Origin of the sequence: Hydrogenophaga sp. R2, from assembly GCF_049843595.1 — a bacterium.
Classification (GTDB): Bacteria; Pseudomonadota; Gammaproteobacteria; order Burkholderiales; family Burkholderiaceae_C; genus Hydrogenophaga.
The window spans coordinates 1531255-1549342 of record NZ_JBBHZN010000001.1 but is presented as its reverse complement, the minus strand read 5'-3'; the positions used below and the strand labels follow the sequence as shown (position 1 = coordinate 1549342).

Genomic DNA, 18088 nt, shown 5'->3' with positions numbered 1-18088 from the left:
CGCGCTGCTGGCCGTATCTGGATGGATATCCAGTGTTTTGGGGCCGGCGTGCTTACAATCCGCGCCCATGGCAAACACCCCTTCGACCTATTCCGAAGGCTCCATCCGCGTCCTCAAGGGGCTGGAGCCGGTCAAGCAGCGGCCGGGCATGTACACCCGCACCGACAACCCGCTGCACATCATCCAGGAAGTGCTCGACAACGCGGCCGACGAGGCCCTGGCCGGGCATGGCAAGAAGATCAAGGTCACCCTGCACGTCGACGGTTCGGTCAGCGTGGAGGACGATGGCCGCGGCATCCCCTTCGGCCTGCACCCCGAAGAGAACGCGCCGGTGGTCGAGCTGGTGTTCACCCGGCTGCATGCCGGCGGCAAGTTCGACAAGGGCCAGGGCGGCGCCTACAGCTTCTCCGGCGGCCTGCACGGCGTGGGTGTGAGCGTGACCAACGCGCTGTCCACCCGGCTGGAGGTGACCAGCTTCCGCGACGGCCAGGTGGCCCGGCTGGCCTTTGCCGGTGGCGACGTGAGCGAGCCGCTGCAGGTGGCCCCGCGCGGCGAGGGTGACCGCAAGCAGGGCACCACGGTGCGCGCCTGGCCCGATGCGAAGTACTTCGACTCGGCAGCCTTGCCCATCGGCGAGCTCACCCACCTGCTGCGCAGCAAGGCGGTGCTGATGCCCGGCGTGCAGGTCACGCTGGTGAACGAGAAGACCAAGGACACCCAGAGCTGGCTCTACAAGGGCGGCCTGCGCGACTACCTGCAGCAGACGCTGAGCGCCGACCCGGTCATTCCGCTGTTCGAAGGCGAGGGCTATGCCGACAGCCGCGACGACAGCTTTGCCGAAGGCGAGGGCGCTGCGTGGTGCGTGGCCTTCACCGAAGACGGCGCCCCGGTGCGCGAGAGCTACGTCAACCTCATTCCCACCAGCGCCGGCGGCACCCACGACAGCGGCCTGCGCGACGGCCTGTTTCAGGCGGTCAAGGGCTTCATCGAACTGCATGCGCTGCTGCCCAAGGGCGTGAAGCTGCTGCCCGAAGATGTGTTCGCCCGCGCCTCGTATGTGCTGAGCGCCAAGGTGCTGGACCCGCAGTTCCAGGGCCAGGTGAAGGAGCGGCTGAACTCGCGCGATGCGGTGCGCCTGGTGTCGGCCTATGTGAAGCCGGCGCTCGAACTCTGGCTCAACCAGCACGTGGACTACGGCCGCAAGCTGGCCGAACTGGCCATCAAGGCGGCCCAGACCCGCCAGCGCGCCGGCCAGAAGGTGGAAAAGCGCAAGGGCAGCGGCGTGGCCGTGCTGCCCGGCAAGCTGACCGACTGCGAGAGCCGCGACATCGCCCACAACGAGGTCTTCCTGGTCGAGGGCGACTCGGCCGGCGGCAGCGCCAAGATGGGCCGCGACAAGGAATGCCAGGCCATCCTGCCGCTGCGCGGCAAGGTGCTCAACACCTGGGAGGTCGAGCGCGACCGGCTGTTCGCCAACACCGAGATCCACGACATCGCCGTGGCCATCGGCGTCGACCCTCACGGCCCGAACGACACGCCCGACCTCTCGGGTCTGCGTTACGGCAAGGTCTGCATCCTGTCGGACGCCGACGTGGACGGCTCGCACATCCAGGTGCTGCTGCTCACCCTGTTCTTCCGCCACTTTCCCAAGCTGATCGAGGCCGGCCATGTGTACGTGGCCCGCCCGCCGCTGTTCCGGGTGGACATACCGGCGCGCGGCAAGAAGCCGGCGGCCAAGGTGTACGCGCTCGACGAAGGCGAGCTGCAGTCCATCCTGGACAAGGCCGCCAAGGACGGCGTGGCGCGCGAGAAGTGCCAGATCAGCCGCTTCAAGGGCCTGGGCGAGATGAGCGCCGAACAGCTCTGGGACACCACCCTCAACCCCGACACCCGCCGGCTCATGCCGGTCACCCTGGGCGGCCGCGACTTCGCCGCCACCGAAGCCCTGATGACCCAGCTCATGGGCAAGGGTGAAGCCGCGGCCCGCCGCGACCTGATGGAACTGCATGGCGACTCGGTGGAGATCGATATCTGATGTCTGACGTGAACAACCCCGAACTGCCGCTGGCCAGCCCCGGCGAACCCGACGATTCGCTCGGCGGCTACGCGCAGCGCGCGTACCTGGAGTACGCGCTCTCGGTCGTGAAGGGCCGTGCCCTGCCCGACGTGTGCGACGGCCAGAAGCCGGTGCAGCGCCGCATCCTCTACAGCATGGACCGCATGGGCCTGGGCTTTTCCGGCGCCACGGCGGCGCGCCCGGTGAAAAGCGCCCGCGTGGTGGGTGACGTGCTCGGCCGCTTCCACCCGCACGGCGACCAGGCCGCGTACGACGCGCTGGTGCGCATGGCGCAGGACTTTTCGCAGCGCTACCCGCTGATCGACGGCCAGGGCAACTTCGGTTCGCGCGACGGCGACGGCGCCGCCGCCATGCGCTACACCGAGGCCCGGCTCTCGCGCATCACCGGCCTGCTGCTCGACGAGATCGACATGGGCACGGTGGACTTCGTGCCCAACTACGACGGCTCCACCACCGAACCGAAGCAACTGCCGGCACGCCTGCCCTTCAACCTGCTCAACGGCGCCAGCGGCATTGCCGTGGGCCTGGCCACCGAGATCCCCAGCCACAACCTGCGCGAAGTGGCCGATGCCTGCGTGGCCCTCATCAAGGACCCCAAGCTGGCCGATGACGCCCTGGCTGCCCTCATCCCCGGCCCCGACTATCCCGGTGGCGGCCAGATCATCAGCACGGCACAGGACATTGCCGATGCCTACCGCACCGGCCGCGGCAGCCTGAAGGTGCGCGCGCGCTGGAAGATCGAGGACCTGGCCCGTGGCCAGTGGCAGCTGGTGGTGACCGAGCTGCCGCCGGGCACCAGTTCGCAGAAGGTGCTGGAAGAGATCGAGGAGCTGACCAACCCCAAGGTCAAGGCCGGCAAGAAGGCCCTCACCCAGGAGCAGAACCAGCTCAAGGCCAGCGTGCTGGCGGTGCTGGACGGCGTGCGCGACGAGTCCAGCAAGGACGCGCCGGTGCGCCTGGTGTTTGAACCCAAGAGCAGCCGCATCGAGCAGTCCGAACTCATCACCCAGCTGCTGGCCCACACCAGCCTGGAAACCTCGGCGCCGATCAACCTCACCGCCATCGGCCTGGACGGCCGGCCGGTGCAGAAGTCGCTGCGCCAGATGCTGCTGGAGTGGATCAGCTTCCGCCAGACCACCATCACCCGCCGCTCGCAGCACCGGCTGGGCAAGGTGCTGGACCGCATCCACATCCTCGAAGGCCGGCAGCTGGTGCTGCTGAACATCGACGAGGTGATCGCCATCATCCGCAACAGCGACGAGCCCAAGGCTGCGCTGATCGAGCGCTTCAAGCTGTCGGACCGGCAGGCCGAGGACATCCTGGAAATCCGGCTGCGCCAGCTCGCGCGCCTGGAGGCCATCAAGATCGAGCAGGAACTGAAGGAACTGCGCGAGGAGCAGGGCAAGCTCGAAGACATCCTGGCCAACCCGTCCAGCCTGCGCCGCCTCATGGTCCGCGAGATCGAGGCCGACGCCAAGACCTTTGCCGATGCCCGCCGCACCCTCATCCAGGCCGAGAAGAAGGCCGTGGTCGAGATCAAGGTGGTGGACGAACCGGTGACGGTGGTGGTCTCCAGCAAGGGCTGGGTGCGGGCACGCACCGGCCATGGCCACGACCCGGCCAGCTTCGCCTTCAAGGCCGGTGACGGCCTGTACGGCACCTTCGAATGCCGCACGGTGGACACGCTCATCGTCATGGGCAGCAACGGGCGGGTGTACAGCGTGCCGGTGGCCAGCCTGCCCGGCGCGCGCGGCGACGGCCAGCCCATCACCACGCTGATCGATCTGGAAAGTGGCACCCAGCCGCTGCATTACTTTGCGGGCCCGGCCCAGGCGGCGCTGCTGGTCAGCAGCACCGGGGGCTACGGCTTCATCGCCACGGTGGAGAACATGGTCTCGCGCCAGAAGGGCGGCAAGTCCTTCCTGAGCCTGGGCGAGGGCGAGCAACCCTGCGCGCTGTCGCATGCGGCCTTCACCTCGGGCAGCCAGCCGCTGCTGCCGGCCACGCATGTGTGCTGCGCATCCACCGGTGGCCGCATCCTGACCTTCGAGATCGGCGAGCTGCGCCAGATGGAGAAGGGCGGTCGCGGCCTGATGCTGATCGACCTGGAGCCCAAGGACACCCTGGCCGGGGCCGCGGCCTACACCCGCAGCGTGCGCATCGACGGCATCGGGCGCGGCGGCAAGGAGCGCGACGAGACGCTGGAAATCCGCAGCCTCAACAATGCGCGAGCCCTGCGCGGCCGCAAGGGCAAGGCGGCCGATCTGGGCTTCAAGCCCACCCGCATCGCGCGGGTGGAGTGACTTTCGTGACGGGTCGGGCCGGTCAGCCGATCTCGGCGATCAGCTCGATTTCCACGCAGGCGCCCATCGGGATCTGGGCCACGCCGAAGGCGCTGCGGGCGTGGGCGCCGGCCGGGCCGAACACCTCGCCGAACAGCTCGCTGGCGCCGTTGGTGACCAGGTGCTGCTCGGTGTAGCTGCCGGTGCTGTTGACCAGGCTCATGACCTTGACGATGCGGCGCACGTCGTCCAGCGTCTTGCCGCTGGCCTGGCAGGCGGCGTGCAGCGTGCCCATGAGGTCGATGGCAATGGCGCGTGCGGCGGCCTTGCCCTGTTCGGTGGTCATGTCGGCGCCCAGCTGACCGACCCAGGCCTTGCCGTCGCGCTTGGCGATGTGGCCGCTCAGGAAGATCAGGTGGCCCGTCTGCACGAAGGGCACGTAGGCCGCTGCGGGCACGGCCACCGGCGGCAGGGTGATGCCGAGCTGGCCCAGCTTGTCGTAAACGCTCATGGGGTCTCCTTGAAAAACAGCCGGCCATTCTAGGGGGGTGCTGCCCGGGGTAAGGCCTGGCGCAGCGGGCTAGGGTCGCGTGCGCACAGCGGGGGCATGGGTCACCGGTGGCACGGGGACAGGCATGCGGACATCGGATGGGCCGGAAGATGGAGAGGTGGGTGTACCGGGCGGCGGATGGTCCCGGGTGGGGCTCGGCGCACCGGGCTGGCTGGCCCTGGGCCTGGTCTGCGGCACCGTGCTGCAGCTGCAGCAGGGGTGGCTGTGGCCGTGGCCGGCATATGGCGTTCCCGTGCTGGCGCCGCTGGTGCTGGGCCGCTGGCTCTGCCGGTGGCGCCCCGGCGTTCTGTGGCTGTTGTCCGGTTGCGTGGTCGCCTTCGGTGCCGCCGGCTGGCGCGGTCTGGAGCGCCAGGCCGATCGGCTGGCCCCCGCCTTGTGGGGGCAGGAGGTCGAGCTGGTGGGCGTGGTCGCCAGCCTGCCGGTGCGCGGGCCGCAGGGCGTGCGCTGGGTGCTGGCGGTGGAGTCGGCGCTGCACCGGGGCGAGCCGGTCCGGGTGCCGTCGCGCATCACGGTGGGCCTGTGGCAGAACGCGCGCGGTGCTGCGTCCGATCCCACCGACCCGTTGCCCGAGGTGACGGTGGGCGACCGCTGGCAGCTCTCGGTGCGGCTGCGGCCGGTGCACGGCTTGGGCAACCCGCACGGGGGTGACCGTGAACTGCATGCGTGGTCGCAGGGCATCGGTGCGCAGGGCAGCGTGCGGCCCGGTGCCCGCGCGCTGGGTCCCACCGGGCAGTACCCGCTGGAGCGCTGGCGGCAGTCCATGTCCGACCGGCTGCAGCAGCGTCTGGCGCACACCGGCCAAGGCGGCGTGCTGGCGGCGCTGGCGGTGGGCGATCAGGACGCCATCGGCGCAGACGACTGGGATCTGTTCCGCCGTACCGGTGTGGCCCACCTGATGGCCATCTCCGGTCTGCACATCACCCTGTTTGCCTGGATGGCCGTGGCCATCATCCGTCGGCTCTGGCGTGTGGCCGGGCAGCACTGGCCGGCCCTGCTGCTGCGGGCACCGGCCTCCCGCGTGGCCGATGTGGGTGGCTGGCTGTCGGCTGCGGCCTATGCGCTGGCGGCGGGCTGGGGCGTGCCGGCGCAGCGCACGGTGCTGATGCTGGCCCTGGCCTTGTGGCTGCGCCAGGGCGCGCGGCACTGGCCCTGGCCGGTGCAATGGCTGGTGGTGCTGGCGGCGGTGCTGTGCCTGGAGCCCTGGGCCTGGCTGCAGGCGGGCTTCTGGCTGAGCTTCGTGGCGGTGGGCGTGCTCATGGCCACCGACGACCGCGCCGGGCACCCCGCGCAGGGACGCGGCGCGGCGGTGCGGCGCCTGCTGCGCGAGCAGCTGGTGATCACCCTGGCCCTGGCGCCCTTGTCGCTCTGGCTGTTCGGCGAAACCTCGCTGGTGGGGCTGCTGGCCAACCTGGTGGCGATTCCGTGGGTCAGCTTCGTGGTCACCCCGCTCACCTTGCTGGGCGGACCGATCCCGCCGCTGTGGGATGCGGCGGCCTGGGCCATGGCCCCTCTGCAGGCCTTGCTGCGCTGGCTGGCGGCATCCGGCATGGCCGTGTGGTCGCGGCCGGTCTGGCCGCTGCACTGGGCCCTGGCGGCCATGGGCGGTGGCGTGCTCGCGGTGTGGCCCGGGCCGCTGCTGTGGCGCGGTGCCGGCGCGCTGATGCTGGCCTGGGCCTTGGCCTGGTCACCGGACCGGCCGGCACCCGGACAGTTTCAGGTGCTGGCGCTGGATGTGGGGCAGGGCAGCGCGGTGCTGGTGCAGACGCGCACCCATGCCCTGCTGCACGACACCGGCCCGGCCTGGGTCGGGGCCGGTGATGCAGGCGCGCGCGTGGTGGTGCCCACCCTGCGCGCGCTGGGTGTGGCGCCCGACCACGTGATGGTCAGCCATCGCGACACCGACCATGCCGGTGGCAGCGCTGCCGTGCGCGCGGCCTGGCCCGGTGCGCAGTGGTCGTCGTCCGAGCCGGCCCTGGCGCCGCTACGTTGCCTGCGTGGCCAGTCCTGGGTCTGGGACGGGGTGCGCTTCGAGGTGCTCAGCCCGCTGGCGGACGACTACGGCGACGATGGCCGCGGGCGTCTGGTCAGCAACGCCATGTCGTGCGTGTTGCGAGTGGAGGCCGCCGATGGCACCTCGGCTGTGCTCACCGGCGATGTGGATGCAGCGCGCGAGACCCGCATGGCCCTGGCCGAGCCGGACCGGCGGGTCGATCTGCTCGTGGTGCCGCACCATGGCAGCCGCACGTCCAGCAGCCCGGTGCTGCTGAATGTGTGGCGTCCGTCGGTGGCCATCGTGCAGGCCGGCTTCATGAACCGGTTCGGGCATCCGGCGCCCGATGTGGTGGAGCGTTACCGGGAGCGTTCGGTGCGCCTGGTCGACACCCCGAGCTGTGGGGCCGTGGGCTGGCGCAGCAGCGTCCCCGAGGAGGTGGAATGCGAGCGGCTGCGCCGCCCGCGTCACTGGCAGGTGCCGGTGATGCCGGCCACCCAGCGCCACAGTGCGGACGCGCCATCGTGAGCCGGCGCCATGTCGAGACCGACATCGGTGTCCATCCGAAAGCCCAGGGCCCACAGCCGGATCGACTCGATCAGCCGGTGGGCCTCGATCACGGTGGCCTGGTCGCGAGGCGTCCGGGCATCGTCGGGCAGGCCGGCCTGCAGTCCCTCCAGCTGGTCCATCAGTTCGGTCCATTGGCGCAGCCAGGTGGCCTGGGCGGTCTGCAGGCGCTGCCACGACGGCGGGCCGGGGCGGTGGCGGTGAATGAGTTCCCGGTTGGCCTGCTCCAGGGCGCAGCGGCGCATGCCGGCCACCATCTGCTGCAGCTCCAGGCAGCGTTTCTGCAGCTGCCGGTTCAGGGCCGAGGGATGGGGGGCGAGCTGCACGACCGGCGGGCGGGCCAGAAGGCTTTGCACGCAACGCAGCGGAACCGGCCGCGATCCGGGCATCGCCCCGGTACCGTCATGGCGCACCGCGGCGGCTTCAGCCAGTTCGGCGGGCAGGGTGGAGGCGAAGTTCATGGCAGGTCGGGTGGGCACGGGCGAGCCGCGGTTCTCATGGGTGACCGTGGCGGCGCACCGCATCCACCGGCCGTGACCCTCAAGTTCCCGCCGGGCGACTGGCGGCGTGTGGCCCGATACTTGCTAAGCTCGAACCCAGGAGATCGCCCCCATGAGCCGACCGATGTTTGACGAAATGAACGCCTCGCCCGCCGAGGTGCGCCAGCACTACCTGCAGTACGCCCGCTGGCTGGCGCAGCAGCCGCCCGAGGTGATGGCGGCCCGGCGGCAGGAGGCCGAGGTGATCTTCCGCCGCGTCGGCATCACCTTTGCGGTGTATGGCGCCAAGGACGAGGACGGCGCCGGCACCGAGCGCCTGATTCCCTTCGACCTGATCCCCCGGATCATCCCGGCCGACGAGTGGCGGACCATGGAGGCCGGTCTGGTGCAGCGCGTGACCGCGCTCAACCGCTTCATCCACGACGTGTACCACGGCCAGGACATCATCAAGGCCGGCATCGTCCCGGCCGACCAGGTGTTCCAGAACGCCCAGTTCCGCCCCGAGATGATGGGCGTGGACGTGCCGAGCCAGATCTACTCGCACATCGCCGGCATCGACATCGTGCGGGCCCCCAACGCCGCCGGCCAGGGCGAGTACTACGTGCTGGAGGACAACCTGCGCGTGCCCAGCGGCGTGAGCTACATGCTCGAAGACCGCAAGATGATGATGCGGCTCTTCCCCGAGCTGTTCACCGAGAACCGGGTCGCCCCGGTGGCCCATTACCCCGACCTGCTGCTGGAAACGCTGCGGGCCGTGAGCCCCGCCACCACGGCCGAGCCCACGGTCGTGGTGCTCACCCCCGGCATGTACAACAGCGCGTACTTCGAGCACGCCTTCCTGGCCCAGCAGATGGGCGTGGAACTGGTCGAGGGGCAGGACCTGTTCGTGCGCGACAACTTCGTCTACATGCGCACCACCCAGGGCCCGCGCCGGGTGGACGTGATCTACCGGCGGGTGGACGACGACTTCCTCGACCCGCTGGTGTTCCGCCCCACCTCCACCCTGGGCTGCGCCGGCCTGCTGGGTGTGTACCGCAGCGGCAACGTGACCATCTGCAATGCGGTGGGCACCGGCATCGCGGACGACAAGTCCATCTACCCGTATGTGCCGAAGATGATCGAGTTCTACCTCGGTCAGAAACCCATCCTGAGCAACGTGCCGACCTTCATGGGGCGCGACCCGGAAGACCTCAAGTACATCCTGGCCCACCTGGACGAGCTGGTGGTCAAGGAGGTGCACGGCGCCGGCGGCTACGGCATGCTGGTCGGACCGGCCAGCACCCGCGCCGAGATCGAGGCCTTCCGCGAGGCGGTGGTGGCCAACCCGGCCGGCTACATCGCCCAGCCCACGCTGAGCCTCTCGACCTGCCCCACCTATGTGGACAGCGGCATCGCCCCGCGCCACATCGACCTGCGTCCTTTCGTGCTGTCGGGTCGCGAGGTGCAGATGGTGCCCGGTGGCCTGACCCGCGTGGCCCTGAAGGAGGGCTCGCTGGTGGTGAATTCCTCGCAGGGCGGGGGCACCAAGGACACCTGGATTCTCGAAGACTGAACACCCACCGAGGCCCGCCATGCTCTCCCGCACCGCTGATCACCTGTTCTGGATGTCCCGCTACACCGAGCGGGCCGAAAACACCGCCCGCATGCTCGATGTGAACTACCAGACCGCGCTGCTGCCGCAGTCGGCCGCCGTGGCCCAGGTGGGCTGGCAGGGTCTGCTGTCCATCAGCGAGCTGCTGCCGGCCTACACCGCCAAGTACGGGCAGGACATCACCTCGCGCAACGTCATGGATTTCATGGTCCGCGACGAGTCCAACCCGTCGAGCATCGTGTCGTGCCTGCACGCGGCCCGCGAGAACGCACGGGCCGTGCGCGGCGCCCTCACCACCGAGCTGTGGGAAACCCAGAACAGCACCTGGCTCAAGCTGGCCAGCTACCTCAAGACCCGCGACTTCGAGCGCGACCCGGGTGCCTTCTTCGAGTGGGTCAAGCACCGCTCGCACCTCTCGCGCGGTGTGGCCATCGGCACCATGCTGCAGGACGAAGCGTTCCACTTCTACCGCATGGGCACCTTCCTGGAGCGTGCCGACAACACGGCCCGGTTGCTGGACGTGAAGTTCCATGCCGTGGAGAGCGACTTCTTCGGTGCCGCCAGCGAGCTCGATCAGGAATACGACTTCTACCACTGGAGCGCCATCCTGCGCTCGGTGTCCGCCTTCGAGGTCTACCGCAAGGTCTACCGCGACGTGATCTCGCCCGAGCGCGTGGCCGAACTGCTCATCCTGCGCGCCGACATGCCGCGCAGCCTGGCGGCCAGCGTGGGCGAGGTGGTCAACAACCTGTCGGTGGTGGCCAACGACCACAGCGGCGAGACCCTGCGGCGCGCCGGCAAGCTCAAGGCCGACCTGCAGTACGGTCGCATCGACGAGATCCTGGCGACCGGGCTGCACGCCTTCCTCACCCATTTCCTGGATCGGGTGAACGAACTGGGCGCCCGCATCAGCCAGGACTTCCTGGTGCCCTCGCACGGCTGAGCGTGACCCGGGCGAAGGACCTTCCCGGGTCCTTCGCCGTCTGTCGACAGCCGGGAGAACGCTTGCATCGGGCCGGTTACTCAGAGTTCGGAAACCTTCCGGATCACTGAACCTGCCTGATCGCCCATGGCCAAAGTCGCACCTCCCCTGCCTGCTGCGGTACCCCACAGAGCCCCCGAGGGCCGGTCATCGCATGCGGATGACGGTGTGCCGGGCCAGGGTCTCCCCCCGGTGCCTTCCGACAGGGGGCATCGGGAGGCCGTTCATGCCGGTGCATTCCGGGCGGTCCAGCCCCGAAGCACCGCTCCGCTGGGGCAGATCGCCCCGCCCGACAGCGGCGACCGACGCGGCGCGGCCGATCTGCCCGATCTGGGCGAACGGCTGGCGCAAGCCCGGCTCGAGTTGCCAGCCGCCCTGATCCAGGCGCATGACGACGCCATGGGAGCCCTGTTCCAGCCGGCACATGGCGGCGCGGTGTCGGGCGGCGCCTTGTCGGGTCGGGCCGTGCAGGCCGCTGCCACCCTGAACTCGCTGTACCACGGCTTTCTGGCCCGCCTGCCCGCCGGGCAGGCGGGCGCAGGCATCCGTTACCAGAAGGTGGCCTCCGCATTCATGGCCCATGCCTTGCTCATCAATCAGGTGGAGCGTACCGGCGCTCTCCCGGGTGACCTGGGTGGTTTCATGCGGGGTACCCGTCGGCTGCCGCCGTCCCGGCTGGACCGTGCCCCGTCCCGCCCTCTTTCGGGGTGACCGATCATGATCCCGTCGTGGCTGTTCGGCAGCAATGCGATCCGGTGGGAGTCGTGCATGGCGCACTTCGACCAGCACGGCATGGCCCTGCCCATTGTTCCCGACGCCCTCGAACACGCCCTGCGCAGCGGTCTGAAGGTCCAGGCATCGGGCAGCTTCGCCACAGCGGGCTGGCGGGGGCATGGCCGGTGGCAGGACCTGGTCGATGACTGGGTGCGCCGTCCTGAGCCGGTGCGTGCCTGGCTCGGTATTGCGGCCAGCCGCCAGGAACCGGTGGTCGAGGTGTCCATGGTCACGCCGTCGCTGGGCGTTTTCATGCGCCATCGGTGGAGCCGGTCACAGGATGACGCCATGGAGCGCCTCAGGGTCGGTGAGGCGCACCGATCAGCGGCCCAGCTGTTGTGGGATGCCGAAAAACTGGTGCGGCTGGGCCGATGGCCCTCCGGTCAACGGCTGTTGCTGATCGACGATGACCTGGACCTGGCCCGCTGGGGGTGGCTGGACGGTGCCTCGGACCCGTCCGACACCGTTGTCCCCGACATCCGCGTCATGAAGGTCAGCCACTCGATGTACCTCGAAGTCATGTCCGTGATGGATGGCCTGCACCACGGAACGCCTGAGGCACTGGTTCATCGATTCCTGGCAAGTTCTCATCGAAGGGACATCCCGTGCAAGCACCCGTAGAAGCCCATGCCCTCATCTCTGCGCTGGGGCAGGCCCTGGGCGAGGCCTCGTTGCAGATGGACGAGGAAGGACTGGCCTTCCTGCCGCTCAGCAACGAGTTCTTCCTGCATCTGCAGGCCGATCCGGAGCGCCAGTGCTTCATCGGTTTTGCCGTGGTGGGATCGTTGCCGGTTCAGCCGCCGGTGTCGCTGCTCAAGCAGCTGCTGCAGGCCAACCGCTTCTGGCGCGAGACCGGTGGAGCCACCCTTAGCCTGGACGAGGAACAGCCCCCCAGGCTGGTGCTGGCAGACCGCTACGACTGGCCCGGCCTGGATCCCGAGGACTTCATCGAGAAGATCAACCAGTTCATCGACGTGCTGCACGAGGCGCGCTCCTGGATGGATGCGCCGGCCGAAGATGCCCGGGCCGACTGGCAACCTTCAACCCTGGGCCACTCCCTGGCCTGAACCTCCCTCCATCGCCTGCATTCACCGGAGCCTGCGCATGTCCACCGAATACCCTGTCGACCAGTGGATCACCGAGCTGGGGCGGCACTACAGCATCGAACAGCTCCGCCTCAACGAACAGGGGATCCTGGCGCTGGCCATCGGCGACGGTCTGTCGGTCCACATGCAGGCCATCGCTGCCAGCGAAACCCTGGTGTTCTACGCGTCCGTGGTGGTCATGTCGGACCCTTTGCCGCCCGATCTGCTGGTCGCCCTGCTGCAGGCCAACCGTTTCTGGCACGAGACCGGCGGAGCGACGCTCAGCCTGGACGACCAGACCCCGCCCCGGGTCATCCTGGCCCAGTCGGTGCGCTTCCAGGATCTCGACACGCCCCGGTTGATCGACGCCTTCGAGAACTTTGCCGGCGCCCTGCAGGCCATGCATGAATGGCTGGCGCCCGAGATCCCGGTGGACCGCACGCAGGTGGATTCACCCGCTTTCATGCAGCGCGCCTGAAGCAGCAGGCAGAATCGGGGTCCGCCGAGACCCCGAGATGACACTGCACATCGATCACACCACCCATTACCGCTACAGCCAGCCGCTGCTGCACAGCGTGCACACGCTGCATCTGTGGCCGGTCAGCGGGCCCTGCCAGGAGGTGGTGGACTGGTCGGTGCAGGTGCCGGGCCACCTGCACGAACAACCCCGGATCATGGGCAACCGGGTCCACGCCTTCACCCTTCGGGCCAGCCCCGATCTGCGAGACATCCGCATCCGCGCCAGTGGCCGTGTCCGTCCCCTCGGCGTGGCGCGTTTTCAGGACGATTCCGGCATCCCGCCCGCCTTCTTTCGCCACGCCTCGCCACTGGCCGAGCCGCATGAGCGCATGACCGCATGGGCTCGGAGCCTGCTGGGCATCGAGCGCGATGCACCGCCCGACGAAGCCTTGCTGATGCAGCTGCTGCGCGCGGTGAGCGGACATGTGCGTTACCGGCCCGGCAACACCGGCGTGGAGACCACAGCCCTCGAGGCCTTCGACTGGGGTCTGGGCGTGTGCCAGGACCAGGCCCACGTGATGGTGGCCCTCTGCCGGGGCCTGGGTTGGGCGGCCCGCTATGTCAGCGGCTACTTCCATGCGGTCAACGAACCCGAGCTGGCCAGCCACGCCTGGGTCGATGTGTGCCTGAACGAGCACACCGCCGAGTGGTGGAGCCTGGACGTGACCCACGCCTGTCCCACCGATGCGCGCCACGTGCGGCTGGCCGCCGGCACCGACTACATCGGCTGCATGCCGGTGCGCGGTCTTCGGCGCGGTGGTGGCGAAGAGTCCATGGATGTGCAGATCCGCATTGCGGCGCAAGCCGATTCCCCCTGAGGAGAGATGTCGATGACCTGGTTGATCGTGGGACTGGTGCTGTTTCTGGGTGTGCATTCGGTGTCCATCGTGGCACCTATGGCGCGTGACCGCTGGGCGGGTGCGCTGGGCGAGAACGGCTGGAAGGGCCTGTATTCCGTGCTGTCCCTGGCCGGACTGGTGCTGATCGCCATGGGGTACGGCGCGGCCCGCGAAGCGCCGGTGATCCTGTACACGCCGCCGGCCGGGCTGCGCCACCTGGCCGCATTGCTGATGCTGCCGGTCTTCATCCTGCTGTTGGCGGCCTATCTGCCGGGGCGCATCCAGCGGGCGGCCCGGCATCCCATGCTGGCCGCCGTGAAGTTCTGGGCCCTGGCCCATCTGCTGGCCAACGGCTCCCTGGCCGATGTGCTGCTGTTCGGCGGTTTCCTCGCCTGGGCCGTGGCGGACCGTATCTCGGTCAAGCGCCGTGCGGCGGCCGGCCTGCGGGTGGGACCGCCCTTGAAACTTTCCGGGCCGGACCGTGATCTGTGGGCTGTCATCGGCGGTCTGCTGGTGTACGGTGTGTTTGCCGGCTGGGCCCATGGCGCGTTGTTCGGGGTGCGGCCTTTCGGAGGTTGACGGACATGGGCGCACTCTGGCGCACAGGAATCGGATCGTGGTGCGTGGCCGCATCGGCCCTGGGCATCGGGTGGTGGCCGGCGGCTGCATCGGCCACCGGTGTGCGGCTGGAGCCGGTGGCGCAGGGCCTGCAGAACCCCTGGGCCATGGCCTCCATCGGCGAGGGTCGCTGGCTGGTCACCGAGCGGCCGGGACGCATGCGGGTGGTGGAGCCCGATGGCCGTCTGGGTGAGCCGCTGGCGGGCGTGCCGGCCGTGGCAGCGGTCGGTCAGGGCGGGCTGCTCGACGTCATCACCGACCGCGACTTTCCCCGCAACCGACGCGTGCACTTCTGTTACGCCGAACCCGGTGCCGGCGGCAATTCCACCGCCATGGCCAGTGCGGTGCTGGCGCCCGATCGGCGTTCGCTGCAGGACCTGCGGGTGGTGTTCCGCCAGACGCCCAAGGTGGATAGCCGGCTGCACTTCGGCTGCCGCATCGTCCAGGCCGGCGATGGCAGCCTGTTCCTGACGCTGGGAGACCGCTACCACCGCATGCAGGACGCGCAGACCCTGGACAACCACCATGGCAAGGTGGTGCGGGTGCGGCCCGATGGCGCCGCGCACGTCGACAACCCCTTTGCCCGACCGTCCGGCCCGCCATCGGGCGCACTGCCCGAGATCTACAGCCTGGGCCACCGCAACCCGCAAGGCGCCGCTCTGGGGCCGGACGGCGCGCTGTGGCTGGTGGAGCACGGCCCGCAAGGGGGCGACGAGGTCAACCGCATCGTGGCCGGTCGCAATTACGGCTGGCCGGTCATCACCTACGGCGAGAACTATGGCGGCGGCGCCATCGGCGAAGGCATCACGGCACGGGCCGGTCTGGAGCAGCCGTTGAAGCACTGGACGCCATCCATCGCGCCCTCCGGCATGGTCTGGCTGCGCAGCGACCGCTACGGCCCGTCCTGGCAGAACAGCCTGTTCGTGGGATCGCTGAAGTTCCGCTACCTGTCGCGGCTGGTGTTCGAACAAGGTCGGTTCGTGCGGGAAGAGCGGCTCCTGCCGGAGATCGGTGCCCGCGTCCGCGACGTGCGCGAAGGACCTGACGGGCTGCTGTACCTGCTCACGGACGATGCCAACGGACGGCTGCTGAGGGTGGTGCCCGGCGCCTGAGACAAGGCCTCGCTCCGGCCTGACAGTGTGGGTCAGCGGGTCAGCCAGCGCCGCGCCAGGTGGCTGCCTGCATCCACCACCGCCACCATGAGCAGCATGGCGCCCAGGATGGTGGCGGTCTTGCCCATCTGGAACAGGCCCATGTGGAAGGACAGCAGCTGGCCCAGACCGCCGGCGCCCACCACGCCCAGCACGGCCGCGGCGCGGATGTTGTTCTCCCAGCGGTAGAGCGTGTAGCTCATGAGCTGCGGCAGCACCTGGGGCAGTGTGGCGTACAGGAACACCCGCAGAGGGCCGACCCCTTGCACCCGCAAGGCATCGCCCGGGCCGGGCGGGGCGTTCTCGATGGCTTCGGCGAACAGGCGGCCCAGCACGCCACTGGTGTGCAGCGCCAGCGCCAGGGTCCCGGCGAACGGTCCCAGGCCGGCGCTGATGAGCAGCAGTGCGGCCCACACCAGCTCAGGGATGCTGCGCAGCGCATTGAGCAGCCAGCGCGTGGGCAGGCGGCCCCAGGCGCGGTCGCCGGTGTGCAGCCGGCTGGCCGGCAGGGCCAGCGCCAGCCCCAGCGCGGCCGCCAGGCCGGTGCCCAGGGCCGACATGGCCAGGGTTTCCCAGGCGCCCACGCCGACCTTGGTCAGGAATTCGGGCGACAGGTCGGGCGGGAAGAACTCGCCCACGAAGCGGCCCATGCTGCGGGCGGCTTCCATCGACAGGAACTGCCCCCACTGCAGATCGAGCGACCAGAAGCTGGCCACCACCAGCACCAGCAGCCCGGTGGTGAACCAGCAGGCCTTGCAGCGCGCCTGCCACAGGGGCGGCGGCAGCCGGTAGGGCTGGTTGGCGGCGCGGGGTTTCGGCGCGTTCATGGCTTGTTCCACTCAGCCCAGGCTGCGGCGCAGGGCACTGCTGGCCCGGTCGGCCAGGGCCACCAGGCCCATGAAGACCAGCAGCATCAGCGCCACTTCGCCACCGTTGAACATCTTCATGGAGTTGTCCAGCTGCTGACCCAGCCCGCCGGCTCCCACGAAACCCAGCACCACCGAAGAGCGGATGGCGCACTCCCAGCGGTAGACCGTGTAGCTGGTGAGCTCGGCCGCGTTGTTGGGCAGCAGGCCATAGAAGAAGGCCTGCAGCCGCCCGGCGCCGTTGCGCAGCAGGGTCTGTGTGGGGTGGGCCTCGCCGCTTTCCAGGATTTCGCCATACACCTTGCCCAGCATGCCGCCGTAGGTGAGGGCAATGGCCAGCACGCCGGCGGTGGGGCCCAGGCCCACCACCCGCACGAACACCAGCGCCCACACCAGCTCGGGGATGCTGCGCAGCACGATGAGCGTCCAGCGCACCAGCTGGCGCATCAGTGCAGGCAGCCGGTTCATGCGGCCCGACAGCGCCGAGACCGACAGCACCCGGGTGGACAGCAGGGTGAGCGGGATGGCGATCACCAGCGCCAGCGTGACGCCGGCCGTGGCCATGGCCACGGTGCGCCAGGTCTCGCGGGCCACCAGCCACAGGAATTCGCCGCTGGTGTTGAGTGGCCAGAAGCTGGCCAGAAAGGTGCCGGTGACCTTGAGGTTGCGGGGCTCCAGCAGCACCCAGGGCTTGAATTCGGTGGCCACGCCCAGCGGCCACAGCACCACCAGCAGCGCACCCATCCAGAACAACCGGCCCAGCCAGGCCGGGTCGCGGTGGGGTGTGCCGGGGTGCGGGTTGACCAGGGTGTTCATGCGCGGGCGTCCGATTGGCCGGGCCTCAGCGGCAATGCATGACCACCGGCTGCGGACCGTCATGGCCCGGCTCGGGCAGGCCGGGTGCGGGTGCCTGCAGCTCGTGCTCGAACTGCGCATACAGCGCGGCCAGGCGCTGCGGCGTGACCTCGGCCGAGGGCAGGTCGAACGCCACCTCGCCATCGCGCAGGCCGATGATGCGCGGGAAGTGCGCCAGCGCCACATCCACCTGGTGCAGCGTGGCCACCAGCGTGGCCCGGCGATCGCGGGCGCTGTTCACCAGCGTGTCGATGGCCAGGCGCGAACGCGATGGATCGAGTGCCGACAGCGGCTCGTCGATCAGCCACAGCCGGGCCGGCGAGAGCAGGGCGCGCGCCAGACCGACCCGCTGGCGTTCGCCGCCCGAGAGGCGGTCGACCCGGGCGAACAGCTTGTCGGCCAGGTCGAAACGGTCGAGTGCGTCGTGGGCCGCAGGAATGTCGGACGGGTAGAGCAGCGAACGCAGGCTGGCCAGCAGGCCCATGGCCGGCAGGCGACCGGCCAGCACGGCGGTCACCACGCGCTGGCGCGGCGGCAGCGGCGGCACCTGGGGCGCCAGGAACAGCTGACCCCGCAGGCGCTGCAGATCGGCCACCGGCAGCTGCCAGGGCGAGGCGCCGTCGAAGTGCAGCACACCCGCGCTGGGCTGGAGGGCGCAGGCCAGCAGTTGCAGCAGGGTGGTCTTGCCGGCACCCGAGGGACCGATGACCGCCACCTGCTCGCCCGCTGCGATGCGCAGCCGCAGGCCGCGCAAGGCCGGCCGCGCACCCGCCTGCGCCGCCGGGTGGCGCGCGGCCAGGTCGATCAGCTCGATGTCCACG

The 18088-nt window shown here is 69.7% G+C and carries 17 protein-coding genes; 12 read left to right on the top strand and 5 right to left on the bottom strand.

Annotation, left to right across the window (positions count from 1 at the left end; all coding sequences use genetic code 11):
* Nucleotides 1-67 precede the first annotated feature (67 nt).
* Together WD026_RS07520 and parC are read left to right on the top strand one after the other, a co-directional pair.
* Entirely contained in the window at nucleotides 68-2035 is a 1968-nt protein-coding gene (locus tag WD026_RS07520) for a DNA topoisomerase IV subunit B (protein WP_425722997.1), read from the top strand.
* Nucleotides 2035-4380 (top strand): DNA topoisomerase IV subunit A, encoded by a 2346-nt coding sequence (parC, locus tag WD026_RS07515; protein WP_425722996.1) that lies wholly within the window; start codon nucleotides 2035-2037, stop codon nucleotides 4378-4380. Before WD026_RS07520 ends, parC begins: the two co-directional genes overlap by 1 nt.
* A 22-nt stretch (nucleotides 4381-4402) precedes the next feature.
* On the opposite strand, the gene WD026_RS07510 is transcribed toward parC, so the two are convergent.
* Complete coding sequence (locus WD026_RS07510) at nucleotides 4403-4870, bottom strand: RidA family protein (RefSeq protein ID WP_425722995.1); 468 nt, start codon at nucleotides 4868-4870, stop codon at nucleotides 4403-4405.
* Between the two features lie 187 nt (nucleotides 4871-5057).
* Here WD026_RS07510 and WD026_RS07505 point away from each other — a divergent pair, with 187 nt between their 5' ends.
* Nucleotides 5058-7448, top strand: coding sequence for a ComEC/Rec2 family competence protein (locus tag WD026_RS07505; RefSeq protein ID WP_425722994.1), 2391 nt, complete (start codon nucleotides 5058-5060; stop codon nucleotides 7446-7448).
* On the opposite strand, the gene WD026_RS07500 is transcribed toward WD026_RS07505, so the two are convergent.
* Entirely contained in the window at nucleotides 7388-7966 is a 579-nt protein-coding gene (locus tag WD026_RS07500; protein ID WP_425722993.1) for a hypothetical protein, read from the bottom strand. The genes WD026_RS07505 and WD026_RS07500 overlap by 61 nt on opposite strands.
* A 133-nt stretch (nucleotides 7967-8099) precedes the next feature.
* Here WD026_RS07500 and WD026_RS07495 point away from each other — a divergent pair, with 133 nt between their 5' ends.
* From WD026_RS07495 to WD026_RS07455, 9 genes are all read left to right on the top strand, one after another.
* Complete coding sequence (locus WD026_RS07495) at nucleotides 8100-9539, top strand: circularly permuted type 2 ATP-grasp protein (protein ID WP_425722992.1); 1440 nt, start codon at nucleotides 8100-8102, stop codon at nucleotides 9537-9539.
* A 19-nt stretch (nucleotides 9540-9558) separates the two neighbouring features.
* Nucleotides 9559-10521, top strand: a complete 963-nt coding sequence (locus tag WD026_RS07490) for an alpha-E domain-containing protein (protein WP_425722991.1) — start codon at nucleotides 9559-9561, stop codon at nucleotides 10519-10521.
* Between the two features lie 231 nt (nucleotides 10522-10752).
* Entirely contained in the window at nucleotides 10753-11271 is a 519-nt protein-coding gene (locus tag WD026_RS07485; RefSeq protein ID WP_425722990.1) for a hypothetical protein, read from the top strand.
* 6 nt (nucleotides 11272-11277) lie between these two features.
* Nucleotides 11278-11955, top strand: a complete 678-nt coding sequence (locus WD026_RS07480) for a hypothetical protein (RefSeq protein ID WP_425722989.1) — start codon at nucleotides 11278-11280, stop codon at nucleotides 11953-11955.
* On the top strand, nucleotides 11940-12401 hold the full coding sequence (locus WD026_RS07475) for a type III secretion system chaperone (protein WP_425722988.1): 462 nt from the start codon (nucleotides 11940-11942) through the stop codon (nucleotides 12399-12401). The genes WD026_RS07480 and WD026_RS07475 overlap by 16 nt, the downstream gene beginning before the upstream one ends.
* Nucleotides 12402-12438: 37 nt before the next feature.
* Complete coding sequence (locus WD026_RS07470) at nucleotides 12439-12897, top strand: type III secretion system chaperone (protein WP_425722987.1); 459 nt, start codon at nucleotides 12439-12441, stop codon at nucleotides 12895-12897.
* A 37-nt stretch (nucleotides 12898-12934) separates the two neighbouring features.
* Nucleotides 12935-13756 (top strand): transglutaminase family protein, encoded by an 822-nt coding sequence (locus WD026_RS07465; RefSeq protein ID WP_425722986.1) that lies wholly within the window; start codon nucleotides 12935-12937, stop codon nucleotides 13754-13756.
* Nucleotides 13757-13768: 12 nt separating this feature from the next.
* Nucleotides 13769-14356, top strand: a complete 588-nt coding sequence (locus tag WD026_RS07460; RefSeq protein ID WP_425722985.1) for an NnrU family protein — start codon at nucleotides 13769-13771, stop codon at nucleotides 14354-14356.
* A gap of 5 nt (nucleotides 14357-14361) precedes the next feature.
* A complete protein-coding gene (locus tag WD026_RS07455) occupies nucleotides 14362-15507 on the top strand; it encodes a PQQ-dependent sugar dehydrogenase (RefSeq protein ID WP_425722984.1) in 1146 nt (381 codons plus the stop codon).
* Nucleotides 15508-15539: 32 nt separating this feature from the next.
* Here the strand turns inward: WD026_RS07455 and phnE are convergent, their stop codons facing one another.
* Genes phnE through WD026_RS07440 form a run of 3 tightly spaced genes read right to left on the bottom strand, consistent with a single transcriptional unit; the run spans nucleotide 15540 to nucleotide 18087 of the window.
* Nucleotides 15540-16373 (bottom strand): phosphonate ABC transporter, permease protein PhnE, encoded by an 834-nt coding sequence (gene phnE, locus WD026_RS07450; RefSeq protein WP_425722983.1) that lies wholly within the window; start codon nucleotides 16371-16373, stop codon nucleotides 15540-15542.
* Between the two features lie 12 nt (nucleotides 16374-16385).
* Nucleotides 16386-17228, bottom strand: coding sequence for a PhnE/PtxC family ABC transporter permease (locus WD026_RS07445; protein WP_425722982.1), 843 nt, complete (start codon nucleotides 17226-17228; stop codon nucleotides 16386-16388).
* A gap of 25 nt (nucleotides 17229-17253) precedes the next feature.
* Complete coding sequence (locus WD026_RS07440) at nucleotides 17254-18087, bottom strand: phosphonate ABC transporter ATP-binding protein (RefSeq protein ID WP_425722981.1); 834 nt, start codon at nucleotides 18085-18087, stop codon at nucleotides 17254-17256.
* Between the last annotated feature and the right edge of the window lies 1 nt (nucleotide 18088).